This is a genomic window from Haliea atlantica (assembly GCF_054779855.1).
The window spans coordinates 160,593-178,760 of record NZ_BAAGXL010000005.1; the positions used below are offsets into that span (position 1 = coordinate 160,593).

Genomic DNA, 18,168 nt, shown 5'->3' on the forward strand with positions numbered 1-18,168 from the left:
CAGTGAATCGGGGAAGTATAACTATGGATACCCGCCGGGGCTTTGCTTGGCGATCAGGAAAACCTCTCGCCGCGCACACGGGTTTGCAGAGCTGGCGCAAGCGGCTGGCTGCATGCTTGCTGCCAGTGCTGGCGTGCCTTCCAGTGGCGGGCGCCTGGGCCGCCCCGGCGACCCGTATTGCCAGCGTTCAGGGCAGCGCCGCGGAGTCCACACTGCAGGGGCAACAGGTGGTGGTCGAGGGGGTGGTTACCGGCGATTTCCAGTCCAATGGCCAGCCGGATCGCGGTGACCTCAGGGGCTTTTTCATCGAAACCGCTGCAGCCGAGCGGCTACCGCAGGCGGGCCTCAGCGAGGGCCTGTTTATCTTTGATAACCGGGGGACGGTCGATGTGCGGGTGGGTGACCGGGTGCGGGTGCTGGGCACGGTCGCGGAGTATTCCGGCATGACCCAGGTGAGCGCGGCGCGGGTGTCGATGCTGGCGCGGGACCAGGTGCTGCCGGCTCCGCGAAGACTGCAATTCCCCCTGCAGTCGACGGCGGACCTGGAGGCCCTGGAGGGCATGCGGGTACACCTGCCCCAGCCACTGGTGATCGCTGGCCACGCCAATTACGACCGCTACGGGGAAATCTGGCTGGCGCTGCCGGGACAGGGGGAGACGCGTCCCCATGTGCCCACCCAGCTGGCGGCGCCAGGCAGCGAGGAGCAAGCGTCTCGCCGAGACCGCTTGAAGCTCTCGCGCATTCTGCTGGACGACGGCAGTCACCGGCAGAACCCCGACCCGCCGCGCCACCCGGAGGGGGGCGAGTTTACCCTGGAGCACCGCTTTCGCGTCGGGGACACGCTCACCGGCGTGACCGGGGTACTGGTCGAGGCTTTTGGTCACTACCGTATCCACCCGACCGCGACGATCGAATACACACCTCGAAATCCGCGCCCGTCACCGCCTCGGGTAGCCGGTGAGCTGCGGGTGGCCACCTTCAACGTCCTGAACTATTTCACCACCCTGCGCGAGGCGGGTCGGGTGTGCGGGTCCCGGGGTGGCCGCGACTGCCGGGGTGCGGCCGACCACCCGGAGTGGGAGCGCCAGCGTGCCAAGCTGTTGACGGCGCTGCACGGTGTCGACGCGGATATCCTCGGACTGGTGGAGCTGGAAAACAATCGGGCAGCCCTGGCGGACCTGGTGGCCGGGCTGAACGCCCGGGAAGGGCGCGAGGTCTGGACGGCAGTAGCCACCGGTGTGATGGGCAGTGACGCCATTCGTGTGGGACTGATCTACCGTCGGGACAGGCTCAGTCCCCTAGGCGGGCACGCGATCCTCGACAATGGTTTTGACCCGGATTTCCGCGATCGCTACAACCGCCCGGTGCTGGCACAGAGCTTCGAGACCCCCGCCGGGGCGCGCTTCACCGCCGCCGTGCTGCACCTCAAATCCAAGGGCTCCGACTGCGACGCCATCGGCGACCCCGACCGCGGGGACGGCCAGGCCAACTGCAACGGCACGCGAAGTGCCGCCGCGGGCGTGCTTCTGCGCTGGCTGGCCAGCGACCCCACCGGCAGCGGCGATCCGGACGTGCTGGTCCTGGGAGATCTGAATGCCTACGCCCGGGAAGATCCGCTGCAGATCCTCGCCGAGGGGGGTTACCACAACCTGCTCGCCACGCACCTCGGTGATCTTGCCTACACCTACGTGCACGACGGTCAGGCGGGCACCCTGGACTACGCCCTGGCCAGCGAGTCGCTCGCACCACAGGTCCGGGGTGTCGCCGTATGGCACATCAACGCCGATGAGCCGGACCTGGTCGATTACCGACTGCGCTACAAGCGTCGTGCCCAGGCAGCGCTGTATGCCGAGGATGCCTTCCGCAGTTCCGATCACGACCCGGTGGTGGTGGGGCTGGATCTGCAATAGGCTGTTTCAGGTAAACGCGGCTTTTACCTGACCGAAAGGGGGAGTTTGCATGACCAGTACCCTGCGCCAGACCAACCTGACCCGGCTCGCCGGCCAGCCCTTCGACGTGCTGGTGATCGGCGGCGGTATCAACGGCGCGGTCTCCGCCGCGGCCCTGGCCGGGCGCGGGGTCAAGGTGGCCCTGATCGAGCGCGCGGACTTTGCCAGCGGGGTCAGCTCCCAGTCCTCCAATCTCGCCTGGGGCGGCATCAAGTACCTGGAGAGCTGGGAGTTCCTGCTGGTCAACAAGCTGTGCCGGTCGCGCAACGAGCTGATGCGCGCCTACCCCTCCACGGTCAAGGAGATCCGCTTCCTGACCACCATCCAGAAGGGCTTCCGCTGGCCCGCCTGGGTCATTTTCCTGGGCAGCCTGCTGTACTGGGTGATGGGGCGCTTCAAGACCCGTCCACCGCGCTATCTCAGCGCTCACCAGTTGGAGGCCCGTGAGCCGATCATTGATACCCGCGATGCCGCCGGCGGGCTGGAATACTCTGACTGCTATTTATACGACAACGACGCCCGCTTCGTCTTTGGTTTTGTGCGCAAGGCGCTGGATTACGGGTGTGTGGCGGCCAATTACGTCGCAGCCGAGAGCCTGCGTCACGAGGATGGCCGCTGGCTGGTGGAGGCCCGGGACAGCATCTCCGGAGAACGTTTTACCGTGGCGGCGAAGGCCCTGGTCAATGCCGCCGGTCCCTGGCTGGATGCGCTCAATCGCGATGCCCAGGTGCCCACGGACCATCACCATGTATTGTCCAAGGGCATTCACCTGATTGTCGATCGGGTCACCGAACACCGCCGCGTGCTGACCTTCTTTGCCAGCGATGGCCGCCTGTTCTTCCTGATTCCCATGGGGCCGCGCACCTGTGTCGGCACCACCGATACCCGGGTCGACACTCCCGAGGTGGGGGTCACCGACGAGGATCGCGACTTTGTCCTGCACAATATCAACAGCCTGCTGGACATGGACCCGCCCCTGACCCGGGAGAGCATCATCGCCGAGCGCTGCGGCGTGCGCCCCCTGGCGGTGCGGGGTGAGAATGGCACCACCGACTGGGTGCAGCTGTCGCGCAAGCACGTGATCGAGGTGGACGCGCCGCGGCGGCATCTGAGCATCCTCGGTGGCAAGCTGACGGACTGCCTGAACGTGGGCGATGAAGTGGTCGTGGCGCTGGCGAAGCTCGGCATCGACATTCCCGACCCCGACGCCAGCTGGTATGGCGAGCCGCCGGCGGCCTTGCATGCGGAGTTCCTGCGCCAGGCGCGGCTGATGGAGCTCGATGCCCTGACCGACCCGGCGTCCTCCGAGCCCCTGTCCCAGCGCTTCTGGCGTCGCTACGGGCAGGCGGCCTTCCACCTGCTGGAGCGCATCCGCGAGGATCGCAGTTGCGCCCGGCTGCTGTTCCGGCGCGCCGAATACACCCGCTGCGAGATGGAGTTGACCGCGCAGCGCGAGATGATCGTGAAACTCGCGGACTTCATGCGCAGGCGCTCGAAGATCGAGCTGGTGCTGCGCCCTGAAGAAATCGCCGAGGCCCCGGGGCTGCGGCGGGTGGCGGAGATCCTGTTTGGCGAGGAGGCCGAGGCGCAGGTGGCGGAGTATTTGGCCAATCTGCCCGGTTGAATCTCCGCTAGCTGCGGTGGTCTAATACATTGTATTCGATGGTAGTTTGGGTGGGCTCATGAGTGTAACCACAGTCCGGCTTTCACCGGAAACCGAGCGGGAGCTGGAGGCGCTGGCTGGCAAGCTGGATCGCAGCAAGGGATGGTTGATCAATCAGGCGCTTAGTGAATACCTGGAACGCCAGAAGCAGGAGCAGGTACGCTGGCGGGAAACCCTGGAGGCCATGGAGGCCGTCGCGAAAGGGCGTGTTGTCGATGCCGAGGATGTGCACGACTGGCTGCGAAGCTGGGGGACCGAACAGGAACAGGCCGCTCCCGAGGTCGATGGGTGAGGCTGGTTTACTCCGAGCCGGCTGTCGAGGACCTGCGGCGACTGCGCAACTTTATTGCCGAGCACGACCCCGGTGCGGCGGCCAGGGTGGCGGCGAAACTGGTGGAGCGCATGGCCGCACTGGTGGACTTCCCCCGCCTCGGGATACCGGTCAGCCGCGCTCCCGATCCGGATACTGTCAGGGATTTGATACTTGATGACTATATCGTGCGCTATTCCCGCCATACGGAGACTATCGTGGTGCTCCGCGTCTGGCATCATCGCGAGAATCGTGCGTAGCATGCGGAACCTCCGGGCCGCCCACGCGATCCAAAAGCAGCAGTCTCACACAGAGGATTCCCCATGAACGTGATGTCCGTCCTGAACCAGCTTATGAATCAGGCCTCCGGTGGCCAGTCCGGCTCTGGAGGCGGCGGTGGCAGTAGCAAGGACCTGCTGGGTCAGCTGGGCTCGCAACTGGGTGGTGGACAGAGCTCTGGCGGCAGCGGCATCGACATGAAGAGCCTGCTCGGGGGCGGTGCCCTGGGGCTGATGCTGGGCTCACGCCGTGGCCGCAAGATGGGTGGCAAGGCCCTCAAGTATGGGGCTATCGCCGGCGTTGGCATGCTGGCCTGGAAGGCCTGGCAGAACTCCCAGTCGGGCGCCGGCCAGGCGACGGCACCCACAGCCCCGGATGCCGGGCAGGGGCAGCCCCTGGAGCAGTTGCAGGGTCAGGCCCAGGAGCGGCGTGGCCTGGAAATCCTGCAGGCCATGATCATGGCGGCGCGGGCGGACGGGCATATCGACAGTGAGGAGCGCGCACTGCTCGGTCGTGAAATCGAGCGGCTGGGCCCCGACGATGAACTGCAGGCCTGGATCCAGCAGCAGTTTGATGCGCCGCTGGATGCCGCGGCAGTCGCCCGCAGTGCCGATTCACCCCAGGCGCGGCGGGAGATCTACCTGGTCAGCGCCGCGATCATCGACGAGCAGAACCCGATGGAGCGCGCCTGGCTGGACCAGCTCGCCGCCGAGATGGCGCTGGAGCCGGCGCTGGTGCGGGAGCTGGATCGGCAGCTACTGACGAGCTGAGGGCAGCCCGAGTTCGCCGCGGAGGGATGAATCCTGCCAATCCCCTCAGGTCGGCAAGAACACCGGCGCCACGAAGGGCTCAGCCCCTTTGGGCTCCAGGCTCCGGAAGCACACCTGCAGGGCCATGTCGCAGCGCAGCGCCTCCGGCTCGCAGTCCACCAGCTGGGTGACCAGCCGTGCGCCGGGGGCCTCCTCCGGCACCACCAGAGCGGGGATGTAGGGTGTCTTGAAAGTCGGGTTGAGGGGCATGCGCACCACGCTCCAGGAGAGCAGGGTGGCGCGCCCGCTCAGTGGCTTCCAGCTCAGCCCCCTCCGGCACGCCGGGCAATCGTGTTGCGGGTACCACACGGCCTGGTCACAGGCGTCGCACCAGCTGATCACTAATTGCTGTTCGCGGGCAGCGCGCCAGAAGGGGCCGGTGAGTGCGTCGTCGTAATCGGGTTGCAGCATGTCAGCCTCGGCGCAGAATCAGGGTGGAGCCTTCGTCGGCGGTAAAGCCGGCGTAGGCGGCGAGTTCGGCGTTCTCCACCTGGTTCACGGCACTGCCGCGCAGCTGTTTCACCAGCTCCACCACGTGAGCGATGCCCAGTACATAGGCGTGGGAGAGCAGTCCGCCGTGGGTGTTGCAGGGGATGCCCCCCTGGCTGCGCGGGCGATCAAAGCGCAGCCGTCCGTCCTGGATGAAGTTGCCGCCTTCCCCCTTCGGGCAAAGGCCCATGTCCTCGATCTGCATCAGCGCGGTAATCGAGAAACAGTCGTAGACCGCAATCACGTCCAGGTCGGCGGGTGCCAGGTCCGCCATGGCGAAGGCCCAGGGCGCGGAGAACGTTTGCGGCGTGGCGGTGATGTCCCGCTGCTGGCTGATGTAGGGGGCGCCGCCGACAATGCCGCGGCCCACACCTTCGACGATCACCGGTGTCTGTTGCAAGTCCCGGGCTCGCTCGGGCGTGGTATAGACATAGGCCGCGCCGCCGTCGGAGATCAGGCAGCAGTCCTCGACCCGCAGCGGGTCAGTCAACAGGGGGCGTCCCAGGTAGTCCTCGACGGTCAGGGTTTTTTCGCGCATCACCGCCCCGGGATGGCGATTGGCGTGCGCGCGAAAGGTGACCGGCAGGGCCGCCAGCTGTGCCGGCGTCAGCCCGTACTCGTGCATGTAGCGATGGGCGAAGGTGGCGAAGTAGACCGGCTGGGGGAACCAGCCGAAGGGCAGCTCGAAGTGTGCCTTCATCGGCTCGCTGGCGTGCCAGTCGCCGGGGGTGCCGGTGCCCGCGGCGCGCCGGGTGGCCCAGTCCACCGCGAAGACGTTGACGATATGCCTTGCCTCGCCAGCCTTCAGTGCGCGGGCGGCGGTGTGCGCCGAGGTGGCGGCCCAGATCATGCCGCCGCCCTCCTGGCTGAACCAGAGGGGTTGATGCGTGCCGAAGTGCGCATGAAAATCCTCGGGGGTGACCTGGTCGGCGACGCCGGCGGAGATCATCAATCCATCGATGTCCGCTGGCTTCAGCCCGGCATCTTCGATGGCATGGGCGATGGCCTCCAGGCAGAGGTCTTTGGCATTGCGGTCCGAGGGGCCGCTGTAGCGGGTCTCGCCAACCCCGGCGATGGCCACCTGGCCGCGAATATCTTCCAGCGGCGCGGCACTGCCCCAGTCCGACGGGCCCGCCCGTCGGGCGATCTGTTGAATACTCTGCATCTCAGCGCTCCACCTGGAATCCGGCGGCCCGGGCATCCCAGGTAGCCGGGGTGACGCCGCGTTGCCGCAGCGCCACTTTACGCACCTTCTGGGTGGGTGTCATGGGCAGGGCGTCGACAAACTCGATATAGCGGGGCACGAAGAAGTAGGGCGCATTCCGGTTGATAAAGCGGGCCAGTTCTTCTTCACTGCAGTGGGACTCGGGCTTGCGAACCACGGCCAGCATGATCTCGTGCTCGGAGGCCAGCTCGTCCGAGGTGACGCCGTAGGCCGCAACATCCTTCACCGCGGGGTGATTGCGTGCCACGGATTCGATTGCCACCGAGGAGACGCTGCGGCCCTTGTAGCGAATGACGTCCTTCTTGCGGTCCACGAAGAAATAGTTGCCGTCGGCATCCTGCTTGCCCAGGTCGCCGGTGTGGTACCAGCCGCCAGTAAAGGCTTCCTCGGTAGCTTCCGGGTTGTTGAAGTAGCCGTTGAACAAAATGAACTCGCCCTTCGGTTTCACGCAGAACTCGCCCACCTCGCCCACCGGCACTGGCTGGTTGCTGTCATCCAGCAGGGCGACCTCCAGGTCAGGGGCGGGTTCTCCCAGGGCGTTGGGCACGAACTCGCACTCGCCGTCGTCGTAGCGGCGGGTGAGTAGCATGATCTCGCTCTGGCCGAAGCCCTGGTGGATGCCCTTGATGCCAAAGCGTTTGCAGAAGGGGCGATGAATCTCGTTGGGCATGGGTACCATGTTGGCGCTGCGTACCGGGTTGTCGGCATCCTCCGGGGTTTCGGGAGCACTCCACAGGAACATGTGCATGGCGCCCAGAGTGAAGACATGGGTGGCGCCAAAACGGCGGGTTCGTTCCCAGAAATGGCTGGCAGAAAAGGCCGGGTCCATGGCCACGGTGACGCCGCTGACCAGGGCGGGGTAGACGCTGGATACCCAGGCCGCAGAGTTGTACAGGGGCATGCAGTTGTAGAACACGTCGCCGGCCTGCACTTCGCCCATCTCCGCAGCACTGATGGCGCTGCGCACCCAGGCGTTGTGGCTCTGCATGACGCCCTTGGAGCGGCCGGTGGTGCCCGAGGTCCACATCACTGAGGCGACCTCGCCCCGGTCGATCGCCGCGGGCTCGAAGGCGCCGGCATCCCGCTCCGCAAGCTCGGCCAGGCTGGTGTGTTCGTCGTCATCCTCCCGCAGGATCAGGCGTGCAGGGGGACGCGTCTCCAGGGCCTCGATATGCGCCAGGTGGTCGCGGTCGGTCACCAGGACTTTCGCTGCGCTGTCCGCCAGCGTCTGTTGCAGCCAGGCGCCGCGGTAGTCGGTGTTGACCGGTATCCACTGGGCGCCGATCAGGTTGCAGGCCAGGCTGAGGACGACGAAGTCCGGGCAGCTTTCCATGAAAATGCATACGCGGTCATCCCGTGCAAGGCCCAGCCCCTGCAGGCCCGCAGCGAGGCGACAGGCCCTCTCGTAGGCCTCGCGGTAGGTGATCGCCTCATCTTCGGTGACAAGGAATCGCTGTTCGGGAATCTGGCTGGCGTGCTGGCGCAGGATATTGCCCAGTACACGGTTTCCCGGCTGGCTGAAGTCGAGTCGATTCATGGCGTCAGGCGGCTGCCTCCGGTGCATCGTAGAACTGGGTCGCCCAGCGGCGGAATTTGGCGATCGGGCCATCGCCGTCACACAGTTGCGGCCGCGGCTGGTAGATCTTGTTTTCCCAGATGGGGATGTCTTCGCCAATCTGTCGGTTGACCTCCTTGTCGAAGGCCGCGCCGATGCGGTCGATCTTCGGGTCCCGCTGCGGGTTGCGCCAGGAGACGTGGAAGTACTGCACCACGGTGTCCTCGTCGATGGGGGCGTTGGTGGTGAGCATGCACACCTCGATCAGGGTGTTGTAGCGCACCACTGCCCAGCCAAAACCGGTGGTAGTAGTATTCAGGGTGCCTTCCACCGGCCCACCGGAGCTGGGAAAGAGCTGGCGGCTCTCCATGATCATGTGGGGGCCTTCGAAGTCGAAGCGGTCGTACTCGGCCGCACCGGGATGCTGATGGATGCTGACAAAGTGCGCCCCGTCTGCGGTGTTCTCGGCCATTTCCTGCAGGCAGGAGCGGATCTCGTGGCGGGTAACCTTGGGCTTGACGAAGTCTTCGTCGGCCAGCTCGGGAATCTCCGGCAGGCTGAAGGCCGGGGCCTTGTCCTCCGGGTGGTACCAGGCCATTACCAGCCCGTACTTGATGTCCAGGGGGTAGGTGCGCACACAGGCTTTCTGGTTAAGGGTTTTTGCGTAGGGGATATGTGCCGCCCTGCCGTTGCTGTCGAACTCCCAGTGGTGGAAGGGGCACTGGATGCGCTCGCCAAGCACCTTGCCGCCGACACCGAAATTGGCACCGAGGTGTGGGCAGTAGGCGTCCTGCAAATGCAATCTACCGTTCTCGCTGCGCCACATCACCAGGTCGCGGCCGAAGTAGCGCAGTGGCTTGATCTCGCCGGGGCCGACTTCATCGTCGAAGGCGACGTGGAACCAGCCGTGGGGAATGGGGAAGGGGAAGCGTTGCTTGCTCATGGCGATCTCCGCCTGTTATTTTGGCTGACACATATGTCAGGGACTATAGGCAGGGCGTGCGCCTCTGTCAAACAAAAAACATTTCCAAACCGTGGTAATGTGCGGTGTCAAAACGAGGTGGCCTGGATGTCTGGAGACCTTGACGTCGATGAAACAGCTGGGAAGGCCAGTGGAACCCGGCGCGCGAGCCGCCGCGCGGCGACCCGCCGGGCGATCGTGGATGCCGCCGTGGCGGCTTTCTCCCGCTGGGGCTTCGAGGGTACGCATTTTCGCGAAATTACCCGGCTCTCCGGTGCCCAGCGTTCGCTGATCCTCTACCACTTTTCCAGCAAGGATGCCCTGTGGCAGTGTGCGGCCGAAGAGGTGGAGCGACGTTTCACCGTGGCCTTCGACGCGAATTTCGAACCCGGCCGCTGCGATGGCGATCGCGACACAGTGCGGCATGCCCTGGCGTGCTATGTCGACGCCCTGTGCGAGGTGCCCGAATACGGGCGCATTTACCTGCTGGAAGGGGTATCGGAGGGGCCGCGCATGGAGTGGCTGGCGCGCCACTTCGCCCCGCGTCGGGCCCTTAAGCTTGCCCTGGGAGACGCCGCTCTGCAGGAGCGGGTCAGAACCACGGTGCTCCGGGATATCCTGTCCAGTGCGTTGGTGGCTTTTGTGACCCTGGGGCCGCTGTTGGAGCGCTCCCACGCCCTCGCTGCTGGACAGGAGGCGGTGGGGGTGTACCCCTTGAGTGCCGAGCGGCGGCGGGAATTTGTCGCTTCTTTGATGAAGCTGATCTTCTGAGGCCCGATGCGACTTTTGCGCCCCTTTCCCGTCCCGAAGCGGAGCACGCTCCGCGTGTCGACCCTATTCGGTACCCGGTGAGCCATTAGTCGCGTGGCGTGAAGGGGGCGGACAATCGCTGCTAGAATGGTCGGCCTTACTTCGTACCCGGCAGGCAGATTATTCCATGACCGACGTCATCACCGTCCCCGTTTCCTTCGGCGAGGTTCTCGACAAAATGACCATCCTCGAAATCAAGTCGGAGCGAATAAGCGATTCCGCAAAGCTGGAGAACGTGCGCCGAGAGCTTCAGGCACTGAACACCACCTGGCGGGAAGCCGTGCCCGACGAGTCTGCGATTGCCGAGCTGCGCCGCCAGCTCAAGACGGTCAACGAGGCCCTGTGGGAGATCGAGGACGATATCCGCGATTGCGAGCGCGCGGGTGACTTCGGTGAAAAATTCATCGAGCTGGCGCGGGCGGTGTACTTCACCAACGACAAGCGTGCGGCTCTGAAGAAGGACATTAATCTCGCACTCGGCTCGCGTTACGTCGAGGAAAAGTCCTACCAGGACTATACGGCCCCATTGGCTTGACCTCAGCGTGAATACCCAATAGTTTAATGGCGCTTTTTTAACTGCGTGTGCCTCGCTGTCGTGCTGCGCGCCGCACTGACCCTGTCCAGTCGGGATCACCCCGGCTCTGTCTGAAGGACTCACTGACATGAAGCGATTTGCAAGCAAGGCCGCCCTGGTCACCGGCGCCGCCGCCGGTATTGGCAAGGCCACTGCGACCCGTCTCGCCGCCGAGGGCGCCGACCTCTATCTCGCCGACATTAACCGTGAGGGCGTCGAAGCGCTCGCCGTAGAGCTCGCCAAAGAGCATGGGGTCAAGGCTTTTGCCGGCAGTTTCGACGCCGCGGACGCCGAGTCCTGCAAACAGCTGGTGGCGGCCGCCGGCGAGGCACTGGGTCGGCTCGACCTGGTGTGCAACATTGCCGGCATCCAGAAGTGGGATCACTTCGCCCAGATCTCCGACGATACCTGGAACCGCCTGGTGGCCATCAACCTGAATAGCGTGTTTTTCATCTCCCGCGAGGCGATGCCCTTGCTGGAGCAGACCCGGGGCAACATCATCAACGTCGCCTCGGTGGCCGGCCTGACGGGCATCGCCTACAACGCGGCCTACTGTGCCTCCAAGGCGGGGGTCATCGGTCTGACCCGTTCGGTTGCGGTGGAATACGCCTCGCGGGGCGTGCGCTGCAATGCCATTGCCCCCGGCGGCGTCAAGGCCGGCCAGGCTGCCAACCCGATCCCCGAGGACGTCGACTTCGGCCTGATCACGCCGCTTTCACCCAAGACCGGTGACATGTGCGAGCCCGAGGAGATTGCCGCTGCGGTGGCCTACCTTGGCTCCGAGGAAGCGCGCTTTGTCACCGGTTCGGTGTTCACCATCGACGGCGGCCAGCTGGCCAGCTAGGCTCTCGCCAGCCAGCCAGCCAGCCAGCCAGCCAGCCAGCCAGCCAGCCAGCCAGCNACTCGCCCGGTCTGTGGCCCAGTCGCTGGGTCACCCAGCGATCCAGCGTGTCGGTCGCGTCCGATACGCTGATCAAGTCCATCGCCCCGGGCTCCTCGACCTTGGTGCCCCAGCGGGCGGAGTCCACTGTCAGGCCCTTAAATTGACGCAGGGCCTCCGGGTAGCGGTCAACACACCACGGCAGTGAGCGGTAGGGCCCCGAGCGCAGCGGGTTGCTGGCGGCGTACAGTCCCAGCACGTCGGTACCCAGGGCGCTGGCAATGTGGGCCGGTCCGGTGTCCGGTGCAACCAGCAGGTCGGCACCCTGCAGCAGTGCGGCGAGTTGTTTGAGGGTGTCCTGCCCGCAGAGGTTCAGTGCCGGCGCCTGCATGGCGCCGGCGATGGCGGCACAGGTGGCCTTCTCTTCATCCGCCGGACTTCCTACCAGAATCACCTGCATCCCGTGGCGTAACGCGGCGTGATCGGCGAGGGCAGCGTAGCGCTCGATTGGCCAGTTGCGCAGGGCGTGGCTGGAGCAGGGGCTGATCACCAGGGTGGGGCGGTCCGGTGCCAGGTGTTGCTCGGCAAAGGCGCGGTCGGCGTCGCCGAGGGGAAGCTCCCAGCGCGGTGGTGCCGCCGCCAGGCCCAGGGGTTCGAGGAAGCTCGCCAGGCAGTCGCGCACATGCTGCGCAGGTGTGGAAGCGATGCGCCGGTTGATGAACAGGCCGTGGCCATCCTTGCTGCGGTCGCGGTCGTAGCCCACCCGAATCCGGGCACGGACCAGTGCCGCCGCCAGGTTGGCCCGGGCGGCGACCTGCATGTGCAGCAGGGCGTCGAAACGCCGGCCGCGCAGCTGTCGCCAGAGTTTGCGGTAGCCGCGCCAGCCGGCCCGCTTGTCGAAGACGATGAACTCCACGCCCGGCAGATCGCCTACCAGTCGGGCTTCGAGCTTGCCGATGATCCAGGTAATGCGCGTCTCTGGCGACTGCGACTGCAAGCTCAGTACCACCGGGATCACATGGGTCACGTCGCCGATGGCGGAAAGACGGAGTATGCAGACGGATTGCAGCACGTAGGGGTCCCGGTTGTTCTGGCAGGCTGGAGCGCTGCCGTTGAAGGTTGCTAAACTCTCGCCCATTCTAACCAACTCCCCGGTGGCGGTCTTGGCTCTCGCCGCGCGGAGTATTGATCGGGGCGCTGCATGGCGACAGAGACAGAGCAGCTGGTGCGTTCGGGACGCTGTCTGCTGCTGCGTGATCGGTCCCTGGAGGAGGTGTCGCGGCGCTGGCTGCGGCCCGACCACTGGGAGGGGCGTGCCAGGCCGGTAGTGACCGGGGGGCGCGGCGGTGCCTGGTTCGTCAAGACGCCGCTGGGAGAGCTGGTGCTGCGCCGCTACCGGCGCGGCGGTATCGCGGCCCGCTTCAGCAGCAGTGGCTACCTGTTTTTGGGCTACCGGCACACGCGGGCCCACGCCGAGTTCCGCCTGCTGCAGCGCCTGCATGACCTGGGATTACCGGTACCGCAACCGATTGCCGCCCTGGCCTGCCGCAGCGGCCTGACCTATCGCGCGAGTATTCTGCTGCGCCGGCTGCCGGGCGCCAGCCCCTTGCCGGAGCAGGAGCGGCTGGACGAGCCGCAGCTCTGGGAGGAGGTCGGGCGTGTACTGCGGCAGTTTCACGACGCCGGCCTGGACCACCGCGACCTCAACTGCGACAACATCCTGGTGGCCGGGCAAACGGTTTCCCTGATCGACTTCGACCGCTGCTGCCTGCGCGCACCCAACCGCCGCGACACACTCTGGCAGCGGCGCAATCTGCGCCGCCTCTATCGCTCGGTGAACAAGCGTTGCGAACAGCTGTCCGAGCGCAGTCGTCAGCGGCTCTGGCAGTGTCTGCTGGCGGGTTACCGCGCCGAACCGACAGGTCAGGACTGACATGCGGCCGGCCGGGATCCGCCTCGAAGAGGAGTTGCATGCGAACACGCGCCGCAGCCGTATCACCCGCCGGGCTACCCTGGGCGATGAAAGCATGGCACTCAAGTGCTATCACCGCCCCCTGTGGGGGCTCTGGCACTGGTGGCGAGCCCATCGCGGTGGTCGACGTCTGCGCCGTCTGGGTGCACCGGTGCCGCCGATTGTTTACTCCGGCTGGGTGTCTGCGGCGGGCTGCTTCGGCTTCGGGACCCGTTATTTGCCGGATCACCGCCCGCTGCGGGAGGTATTGCGTGCGAGTGAGGAGCAACCGGATCACCAGTCGGCCCTAATCGATACCCTGGGGCAGCTGATGGCGCGTGTCCATGCGCTGGGTATCCTGCAGCCGGACGGCAATCTCACCAACTTCCTGGCGGGACCGGCGGGCGATCTGGTCCTGGTGGACGAGGACGACATTCGGGTCACGGGGGGGACGCTTGCCCCCGCGCAGGCCGTCGACAATCTGGCAAATATCGCCTCGCGGCTGCCGGAGCCAGCCATGCGCGAGCGGCTGGAGGCGGCCTACCTGGAGGGCGCCCCCGAGGCCTTGCGCAGGGCCTGGCAGGCGGCGGACTTTTACCGCAGGGCAGAGGCCTGGCAACGTCGCGCCGAGGACAAGCGGGCCCGGCGCGGCCAGGTGGTTCGCCGGCGCTTTGATTGAGGTCGCGCGTCCGTCCTGCTCGACCTGAGGTCTTGGGGGTTGGCGGTACGAGGTGCACGGCGCGGTGGCCCCCGTTAATGATCAGGAGCCGGCGTTTTCCGGCAGGCTCAGGCCAGGAACTGGCGGGCGATATGCTCCGGCTGAAACGCCGCCAGCCAGTCGTCTTTCACCGGGATTGGCAGGCGGGCAAGGCTCGACTGCAGATGCGCGGCGAGCGCTTCCGGGGTGCGCGGGGAGAGGAAGGCTTCCAGTTCGCCGCGGAACACATCGCGCACGCCCCCGGGACAATCCACGGAGAGGATCGGTGTACCGCAGGCCAGGGCTTCGGTCAGCACGATGCCCAGACCCTCGTATTCCGAGGCCAGCACGAAGAGGTCGGCCCCGGCCATCCAGGGGTAGGGATTGCTGCGCTTGCCGGCGAACAGCACCCGGTCGGCAATACCCAGGCTGCGGGCTTTTGCCTCCAGTGACTCCCGCAGTTCGCCGTCACCCACAATCACCAGCGAGTGCGCCGTGCGCACCCGGGCAAAAGCCTCCAACAACAGGGCGTGGCCCTTCTGGGGTACCAGACGCGCTACATTGACGATATAGGGTTCGGCAGGCAGGTCCGGCTCAGCCTCACCGGCCAGGCTGCGAATGGTCTCTATCGGACAGGGGTTGGTGATCACCTGCAGGCTGGCGGGCCGGATACCGCCCTGCTCAAAGGCGGCCCGAGCGGAGTCGCGCACGCCGCTGGAGACGCACACCAGCTTGCGTTCCTGGAAGACCAGTCGCCATTCCCAGCGCTTCTGCCAGGCGGGACGGTCGTGGTGGATGACGTTTTCCAGCACGTAGCGGCAGCGGGGGTCGCGAAAGCCCCAAAAATACTTGAAGGTGCCCAGGCCGCGGAAGATGATGCGGTCGAAGCGTCCGTGCCGGCGCTCCAGGCGGCGGATCTTGCGCGTCAGCAGCCAGCCGCCGAGCCAGCCGGTCCAGATGAAGTGGGAGCGGGGCAGCAGCACGCCCAGGAGCAGCCGGGAAACCAGGAAGACCGGGATACCCACGACAGAGAACAGCAGCGCTCGCAACTGGTCGTGCACATGCAGGGTCACCCGCGGGTCGACCGTCAGTTCGCGGTGGGCGCGCCGGCAGCTCATCAGGTGGCTGTCGTGGCCGGCCTCGGCGAAAGCTTCGGCCAGGTTCACCGCCACCCGCTCCATGCCTCCCAGCTTGAGGCTGTGGACGATGACCAGGGTGCGCTGGCGTTCAGCCATCCGGGGTCGCCTGCTTGAGGATGCCATTGGGGTTCCACCAGCGTTTCTCGCGCTTCACCGCGTCGCGAATGGTGCGGTTGCGGGCCCAGATTTCCGGCTTCGCGTAACCCCGGGGGTGGTCCAGGTGCAGACACACGGTGCTGTATCGGATCTGCCGCGAGTGGTGGCCGTAGTGCCACAGCCGCTCCCCCAGTTCGCGGTCCAGCCCGCCGTATTGCATGTCTTCGTTGAAACCGTTGACCGCGCGCAGGTCGGCGGTCCAGGTGGAGCTGTTCATGCCGTTCCAGCTGGCGGCGGCCGGCGTCAGGCGGTTGAGCCAGCGCTTTTTCCAGGGAGCCTGCAGCAGCTTCCACAGTTTGTGGCTGCGCGGCTGACCCCGCGCCACCAGCCAGTCGCGGTCAAAGCAGGCGCCGCTGGCGATATCCTCTTCCCCGAGGGATTCGGAGACCGGCAGGGTCAGCTTGATATAGCCCCCCGAGAGGAACCGGCCGGGCGCCGCGAGCTGGCGATGGGTGCGGATCAGGCCCGGTTCCGGAATGCAGTCGCCGTCGGTGAAGATCAGGTAGTCGCAGTCGGTATTGGCGATGGCCTGGTTGAGGATGCGGCACTTGCGAAAGCCCTCGTCGGCCTGCCATTCGTGCACAAGGCGCAGGCGGCCGCGCGCGCGAAAGCGCTCGATCAGCGCTGCGGTCTCGGCTCCGGAGCCGTCGTCGGCCACGATCGCGGTGAACTCGCTGTCCTCCTGGTGCTCGTAGCCCCACAGGACCTTCTCCAGCCAGCGCGGGCTGTTGTAGGTGGTGATGACCACGCCAATCTGGCGCGGCCCCGTGGCACTCGCTGGTGTCATCGGCACAGCTGCTTCGGGTTGTAGGGATTGGGTTGGCCCGGCTCGCGGTGGCGGAAACGCTTGTATTCCCACTGGTACTGGGCCGGCGCCAGGCACACGCAGTTTTCCACCGAGCGGTTCAGGGCGGTGGTGGCCAGCACCGGGTCCGGGTCATCCATACCCGGCTCGCAGGGCCGCACCATCAGGGTAAAGCCCTGGCCATCCGGGCGGCGCTGGCACCAGGTCATCAATGGCACCGCGCCGGACTTCTGGATCAGCTTGCCCACCAGGGTCATGGTGCGCACCGTCATGCCGAAGAAGGGGGCGTAGGCCATCCCGGCGCCCCGCGGGCTCTGGTCGGGCAGGATGCCGGTGACCTCGCCTTCGCGCAGCAGCCCGATCAGGTGTGCCAGGCCGCGGCGGTCGCCGCGGACCAGCCGCGAGCCGAGGCGGCCGCGCACGCTGCTCATGTAGTCCTCGAATTCCTCGATGTGGGGTGGGCTGTACAGGGCCGCCATGCGATAGCGGGAGGAAAAGTACAGCCCGCAGAGCTCCCAGTTGCCCAGGTGGGGAGACAGCAGGATGAGGCCGCGGCCACCGGCCCGGGCAGCTTCCAGGTGCTCCTCGCCGTCGATTTCCCGCACCAGCTCCAGGCAGCGCTCTACCGGCCACTCCCAGATCAGCGGGATTTCCAGGGCGGTCTGGCCGGTGTGGCTCAGGCTGTCGTGCAGCAGGCGACGCCGCGCCGCATCATCCAGTTCCGGGAAGGCAATCAGCAGATTGGTGATGGTCACCTTGCGGGCGCGGGTGGGCAGGTGACTCATCAGCCAGCCCGCGGCCCGGCCCAGGCGCTGGGCCGCGGGCAGTGAGAGCTTGCCCAGGGTGCGGATCAGCCCGATCAGCAGGGTGCCGCGATTGATCGCCATGTATTCAGGCCCCCCGCCGGTAGGGATCGGGATCCTCCCGGGAGGGGCGGGTTTTGAAGCGCCGGTGCATCCACAGGTACTGCGCCGGGTGGCGGCGGATCTCGCGCTCCAGGGCGGCGTTGGCCTGCGTGGCATCGGCGAGGTCGTCCCCCGAGGGAAAGTGTTCGAGTGGCGGGTGGAAGTAGATGTCGTAGCCCGGACCATCCTCGCGGCGGAAGTGGCTGAAGGGAAGCACCTGGCAGCCGCTGCGTTCGGCGATGCGCGAGGTGGCGGTAATGGTGGCCGTGGGCACACCGAAGAAGGGCGCGAAGACAATGCCCTTGCGGCCGTAGTCCTGGTCGGTGGCATACCACACGGTTCGATTCATTTTCAGGCGCCGCAGCAGGCCGCGCAGGTCCCGGGCACTGAGGGCCGCGCCGTAGTGGCGCTCCCGGGCGCGGGTCATGACCGCGTTCAGCAGGGGATTGTTATGGTCGCGCTGCATCACGTCCGCCTCGATGTATTGCGTGATGATGGTGCCACAGAGATCCAGGCTGCTGTAGTGCGCCCCGAGCACCAGGATGCCATTGCCGCGGGCCAGGGCAGCTTCCACGTGTTCCAGACCGTGGACCCGGGTCACCGCCAGGAAGTCCCGCGGGTCGCGGAACCAGGCCAGCCCCAGCTCCAGCAGGCCGATACCGTTGGACTGGAAGGCGCGTTTTACCAGGTCGGACTGCTCCCCGGGGGACAGCTCGGGGAAGCACATCCGGATATTCACCGCGGTAATATGGCGCCGCCGCTTCAGCAAATGCCAGAGCAGCGTGCCGATGCCGCGCCCCAGGCGCCACTGCACGCGCAGGGGAAGACGCGCCAGGGACCACATCAGCCCCACCAGCAGCCAGGTAGGCCACCAGCGCGGAGCCAGGTAGGCGCGATAGTCCGTATTGCGGGGCCGGCGCTTGCTCACGTCGGGCGGGGTCTCTCGGTATTGTGGGGGATGCAGAGTGTAACAGGGCACTGCGGGATTGTGACATTCCTCGCAGGCGAGAC

The 18,168-nt window shown here is 66.2% G+C and carries 19 protein-coding genes; 10 read left to right on the top strand and 9 right to left on the bottom strand.

The features are described from left to right. Positions 1-143 precede the first annotated feature (143 nt). The 5 genes from ACYVGS_RS05995 (at position 144) to ACYVGS_RS06015 (ending at position 4,971) form a co-directional block, all read left to right on the top strand. Complete coding sequence (locus tag ACYVGS_RS05995) at positions 144-1,910, top strand: ExeM/NucH family extracellular endonuclease (RefSeq protein ID WP_460587756.1); 1,767 nt, start codon at positions 144-146, stop codon at positions 1,908-1,910. A 49-nt stretch (positions 1,911-1,959) separates the two neighbouring features. Continuing rightward, positions 1,960-3,573 (top strand): glycerol-3-phosphate dehydrogenase/oxidase, encoded by a 1,614-nt coding sequence (locus tag ACYVGS_RS06000; protein ID WP_460587757.1) that lies wholly within the window; start codon positions 1,960-1,962, stop codon positions 3,571-3,573. Between the two features lie 58 nt (positions 3,574-3,631). After that, positions 3,632-3,904 carry a CopG family ribbon-helix-helix protein gene (locus ACYVGS_RS06005; protein ID WP_460587758.1) on the top strand — a complete coding sequence of 91 codons (273 nt, stop codon included), beginning with the start codon at positions 3,632-3,634 and terminating at the stop codon, positions 3,902-3,904. Continuing rightward, a complete protein-coding gene (locus ACYVGS_RS06010) occupies positions 3,901-4,182 on the top strand; it encodes a type II toxin-antitoxin system RelE/ParE family toxin (protein WP_460587759.1) in 282 nt (93 codons plus the stop codon). Before ACYVGS_RS06005 ends, ACYVGS_RS06010 begins: the two co-directional genes overlap by 4 nt. Before the next feature lie 63 nt (positions 4,183-4,245). Beyond that, a complete protein-coding gene (locus ACYVGS_RS06015; protein ID WP_460587760.1) occupies positions 4,246-4,971 on the top strand; it encodes a tellurite resistance TerB family protein in 726 nt (241 codons plus the stop codon). A gap of 45 nt (positions 4,972-5,016) precedes the next feature. Here the strand turns inward: ACYVGS_RS06015 and ACYVGS_RS06020 are convergent, their stop codons facing one another. Genes ACYVGS_RS06020 through ACYVGS_RS06035 form a run of 4 tightly spaced genes read right to left on the bottom strand, consistent with a single transcriptional unit; the run spans position 5,017 to position 9,222 of the window. Further along, entirely contained in the window at positions 5,017-5,421 is a 405-nt protein-coding gene (locus ACYVGS_RS06020) for a Zn-ribbon domain-containing OB-fold protein (RefSeq protein WP_460587761.1), read from the bottom strand. Between the two features lies 1 nt (position 5,422). Further along, positions 5,423-6,664, bottom strand: coding sequence for a thiolase family protein (locus tag ACYVGS_RS06025; RefSeq protein ID WP_460587762.1), 1,242 nt, complete (start codon positions 6,662-6,664; stop codon positions 5,423-5,425). Position 6,665: 1 nt separating this feature from the next. Next, positions 6,666-8,261 (bottom strand): acyl-CoA synthetase family protein, encoded by a 1,596-nt coding sequence (locus tag ACYVGS_RS06030; protein WP_460587763.1) that lies wholly within the window; start codon positions 8,259-8,261, stop codon positions 6,666-6,668. Between the two features lie 4 nt (positions 8,262-8,265). Next, positions 8,266-9,222 carry a Rieske 2Fe-2S domain-containing protein gene (locus ACYVGS_RS06035; protein ID WP_460587764.1) on the bottom strand — a complete coding sequence of 319 codons (957 nt, stop codon included), beginning with the start codon at positions 9,220-9,222 and terminating at the stop codon, positions 8,266-8,268. 126 nt (positions 9,223-9,348) lie between these two features. Here ACYVGS_RS06035 and ACYVGS_RS06040 point away from each other — a divergent pair, with 126 nt between their 5' ends. From ACYVGS_RS06040 to ACYVGS_RS06050, 3 genes are all read left to right on the top strand, one after another. Beyond that, positions 9,349-10,011 carry a TetR/AcrR family transcriptional regulator gene (locus tag ACYVGS_RS06040; RefSeq protein ID WP_460587765.1) on the top strand — a complete coding sequence of 221 codons (663 nt, stop codon included), beginning with the start codon at positions 9,349-9,351 and terminating at the stop codon, positions 10,009-10,011. A 166-nt stretch (positions 10,012-10,177) separates the two neighbouring features. After that, positions 10,178-10,585 carry a DUF6165 family protein gene (locus tag ACYVGS_RS06045; RefSeq protein WP_460587766.1) on the top strand — a complete coding sequence of 136 codons (408 nt, stop codon included), beginning with the start codon at positions 10,178-10,180 and terminating at the stop codon, positions 10,583-10,585. A 127-nt stretch (positions 10,586-10,712) separates the two neighbouring features. Then, positions 10,713-11,468: an SDR family NAD(P)-dependent oxidoreductase gene (locus ACYVGS_RS06050; protein ID WP_460587767.1), complete on the top strand. Its 756-nt coding sequence runs from the start codon at positions 10,713-10,715 to the stop codon at positions 11,466-11,468. Here the strand turns inward: ACYVGS_RS06050 and ACYVGS_RS06055 are convergent. Beyond that, on the bottom strand, positions 11,437-12,642 hold the full coding sequence (locus ACYVGS_RS06055) for a glycosyltransferase family 9 protein (RefSeq protein ID WP_460587768.1): 1,206 nt from the start codon (positions 12,640-12,642) through the stop codon (positions 11,437-11,439). The two genes, ACYVGS_RS06050 and ACYVGS_RS06055, sit on opposite strands and share 32 nt — an antisense overlap. A gap of 63 nt (positions 12,643-12,705) precedes the next feature. Here ACYVGS_RS06055 and ACYVGS_RS06060 point away from each other — a divergent pair, with 63 nt between their 5' ends. Both ACYVGS_RS06060 and ACYVGS_RS06065 read left to right on the top strand, forming a co-directional pair. Then, on the top strand, positions 12,706-13,437 hold the full coding sequence (locus ACYVGS_RS06060; RefSeq protein ID WP_460587769.1) for a protein kinase family protein: 732 nt from the start codon (positions 12,706-12,708) through the stop codon (positions 13,435-13,437). Position 13,438: 1 nt separating this feature from the next. Further along, positions 13,439-14,134 carry a BUD32 family EKC/KEOPS complex subunit gene (locus ACYVGS_RS06065; protein WP_460587770.1) on the top strand — a complete coding sequence of 232 codons (696 nt, stop codon included), beginning with the start codon at positions 13,439-13,441 and terminating at the stop codon, positions 14,132-14,134. Positions 14,135-14,241: 107 nt separating this feature from the next. Here ACYVGS_RS06065 and ACYVGS_RS06070 read toward each other — a convergent pair whose 3' ends face one another. From ACYVGS_RS06070 to lpxL, 4 genes are read right to left on the bottom strand one after another with little or no spacing between them, the layout of a single operon-like run. Continuing rightward, positions 14,242-15,387: a glycosyltransferase gene (locus tag ACYVGS_RS06070; RefSeq protein ID WP_460587771.1), complete on the bottom strand. Its 1,146-nt coding sequence runs from the start codon at positions 15,385-15,387 to the stop codon at positions 14,242-14,244. Beyond that, positions 15,380-16,234: a glycosyltransferase family 2 protein gene (locus ACYVGS_RS06075; protein WP_460587772.1), complete on the bottom strand. Its 855-nt coding sequence runs from the start codon at positions 16,232-16,234 to the stop codon at positions 15,380-15,382. Before ACYVGS_RS06075 ends, ACYVGS_RS06070 begins: the two co-directional genes overlap by 8 nt. Continuing rightward, a complete protein-coding gene (locus ACYVGS_RS06080; protein ID WP_460587773.1) occupies positions 16,231-17,139 on the bottom strand; it encodes a lysophospholipid acyltransferase family protein in 909 nt (302 codons plus the stop codon). Before ACYVGS_RS06080 ends, ACYVGS_RS06075 begins: the two co-directional genes overlap by 4 nt. A 4-nt stretch (positions 17,140-17,143) precedes the next feature. Next, positions 17,144-18,085 carry a lysophospholipid acyltransferase family protein gene (gene lpxL / locus ACYVGS_RS06085; protein WP_460587774.1) on the bottom strand — a complete coding sequence of 314 codons (942 nt, stop codon included), beginning with the start codon at positions 18,083-18,085 and terminating at the stop codon, positions 17,144-17,146. Positions 18,086-18,168: the final 83 nt, after the last annotated feature.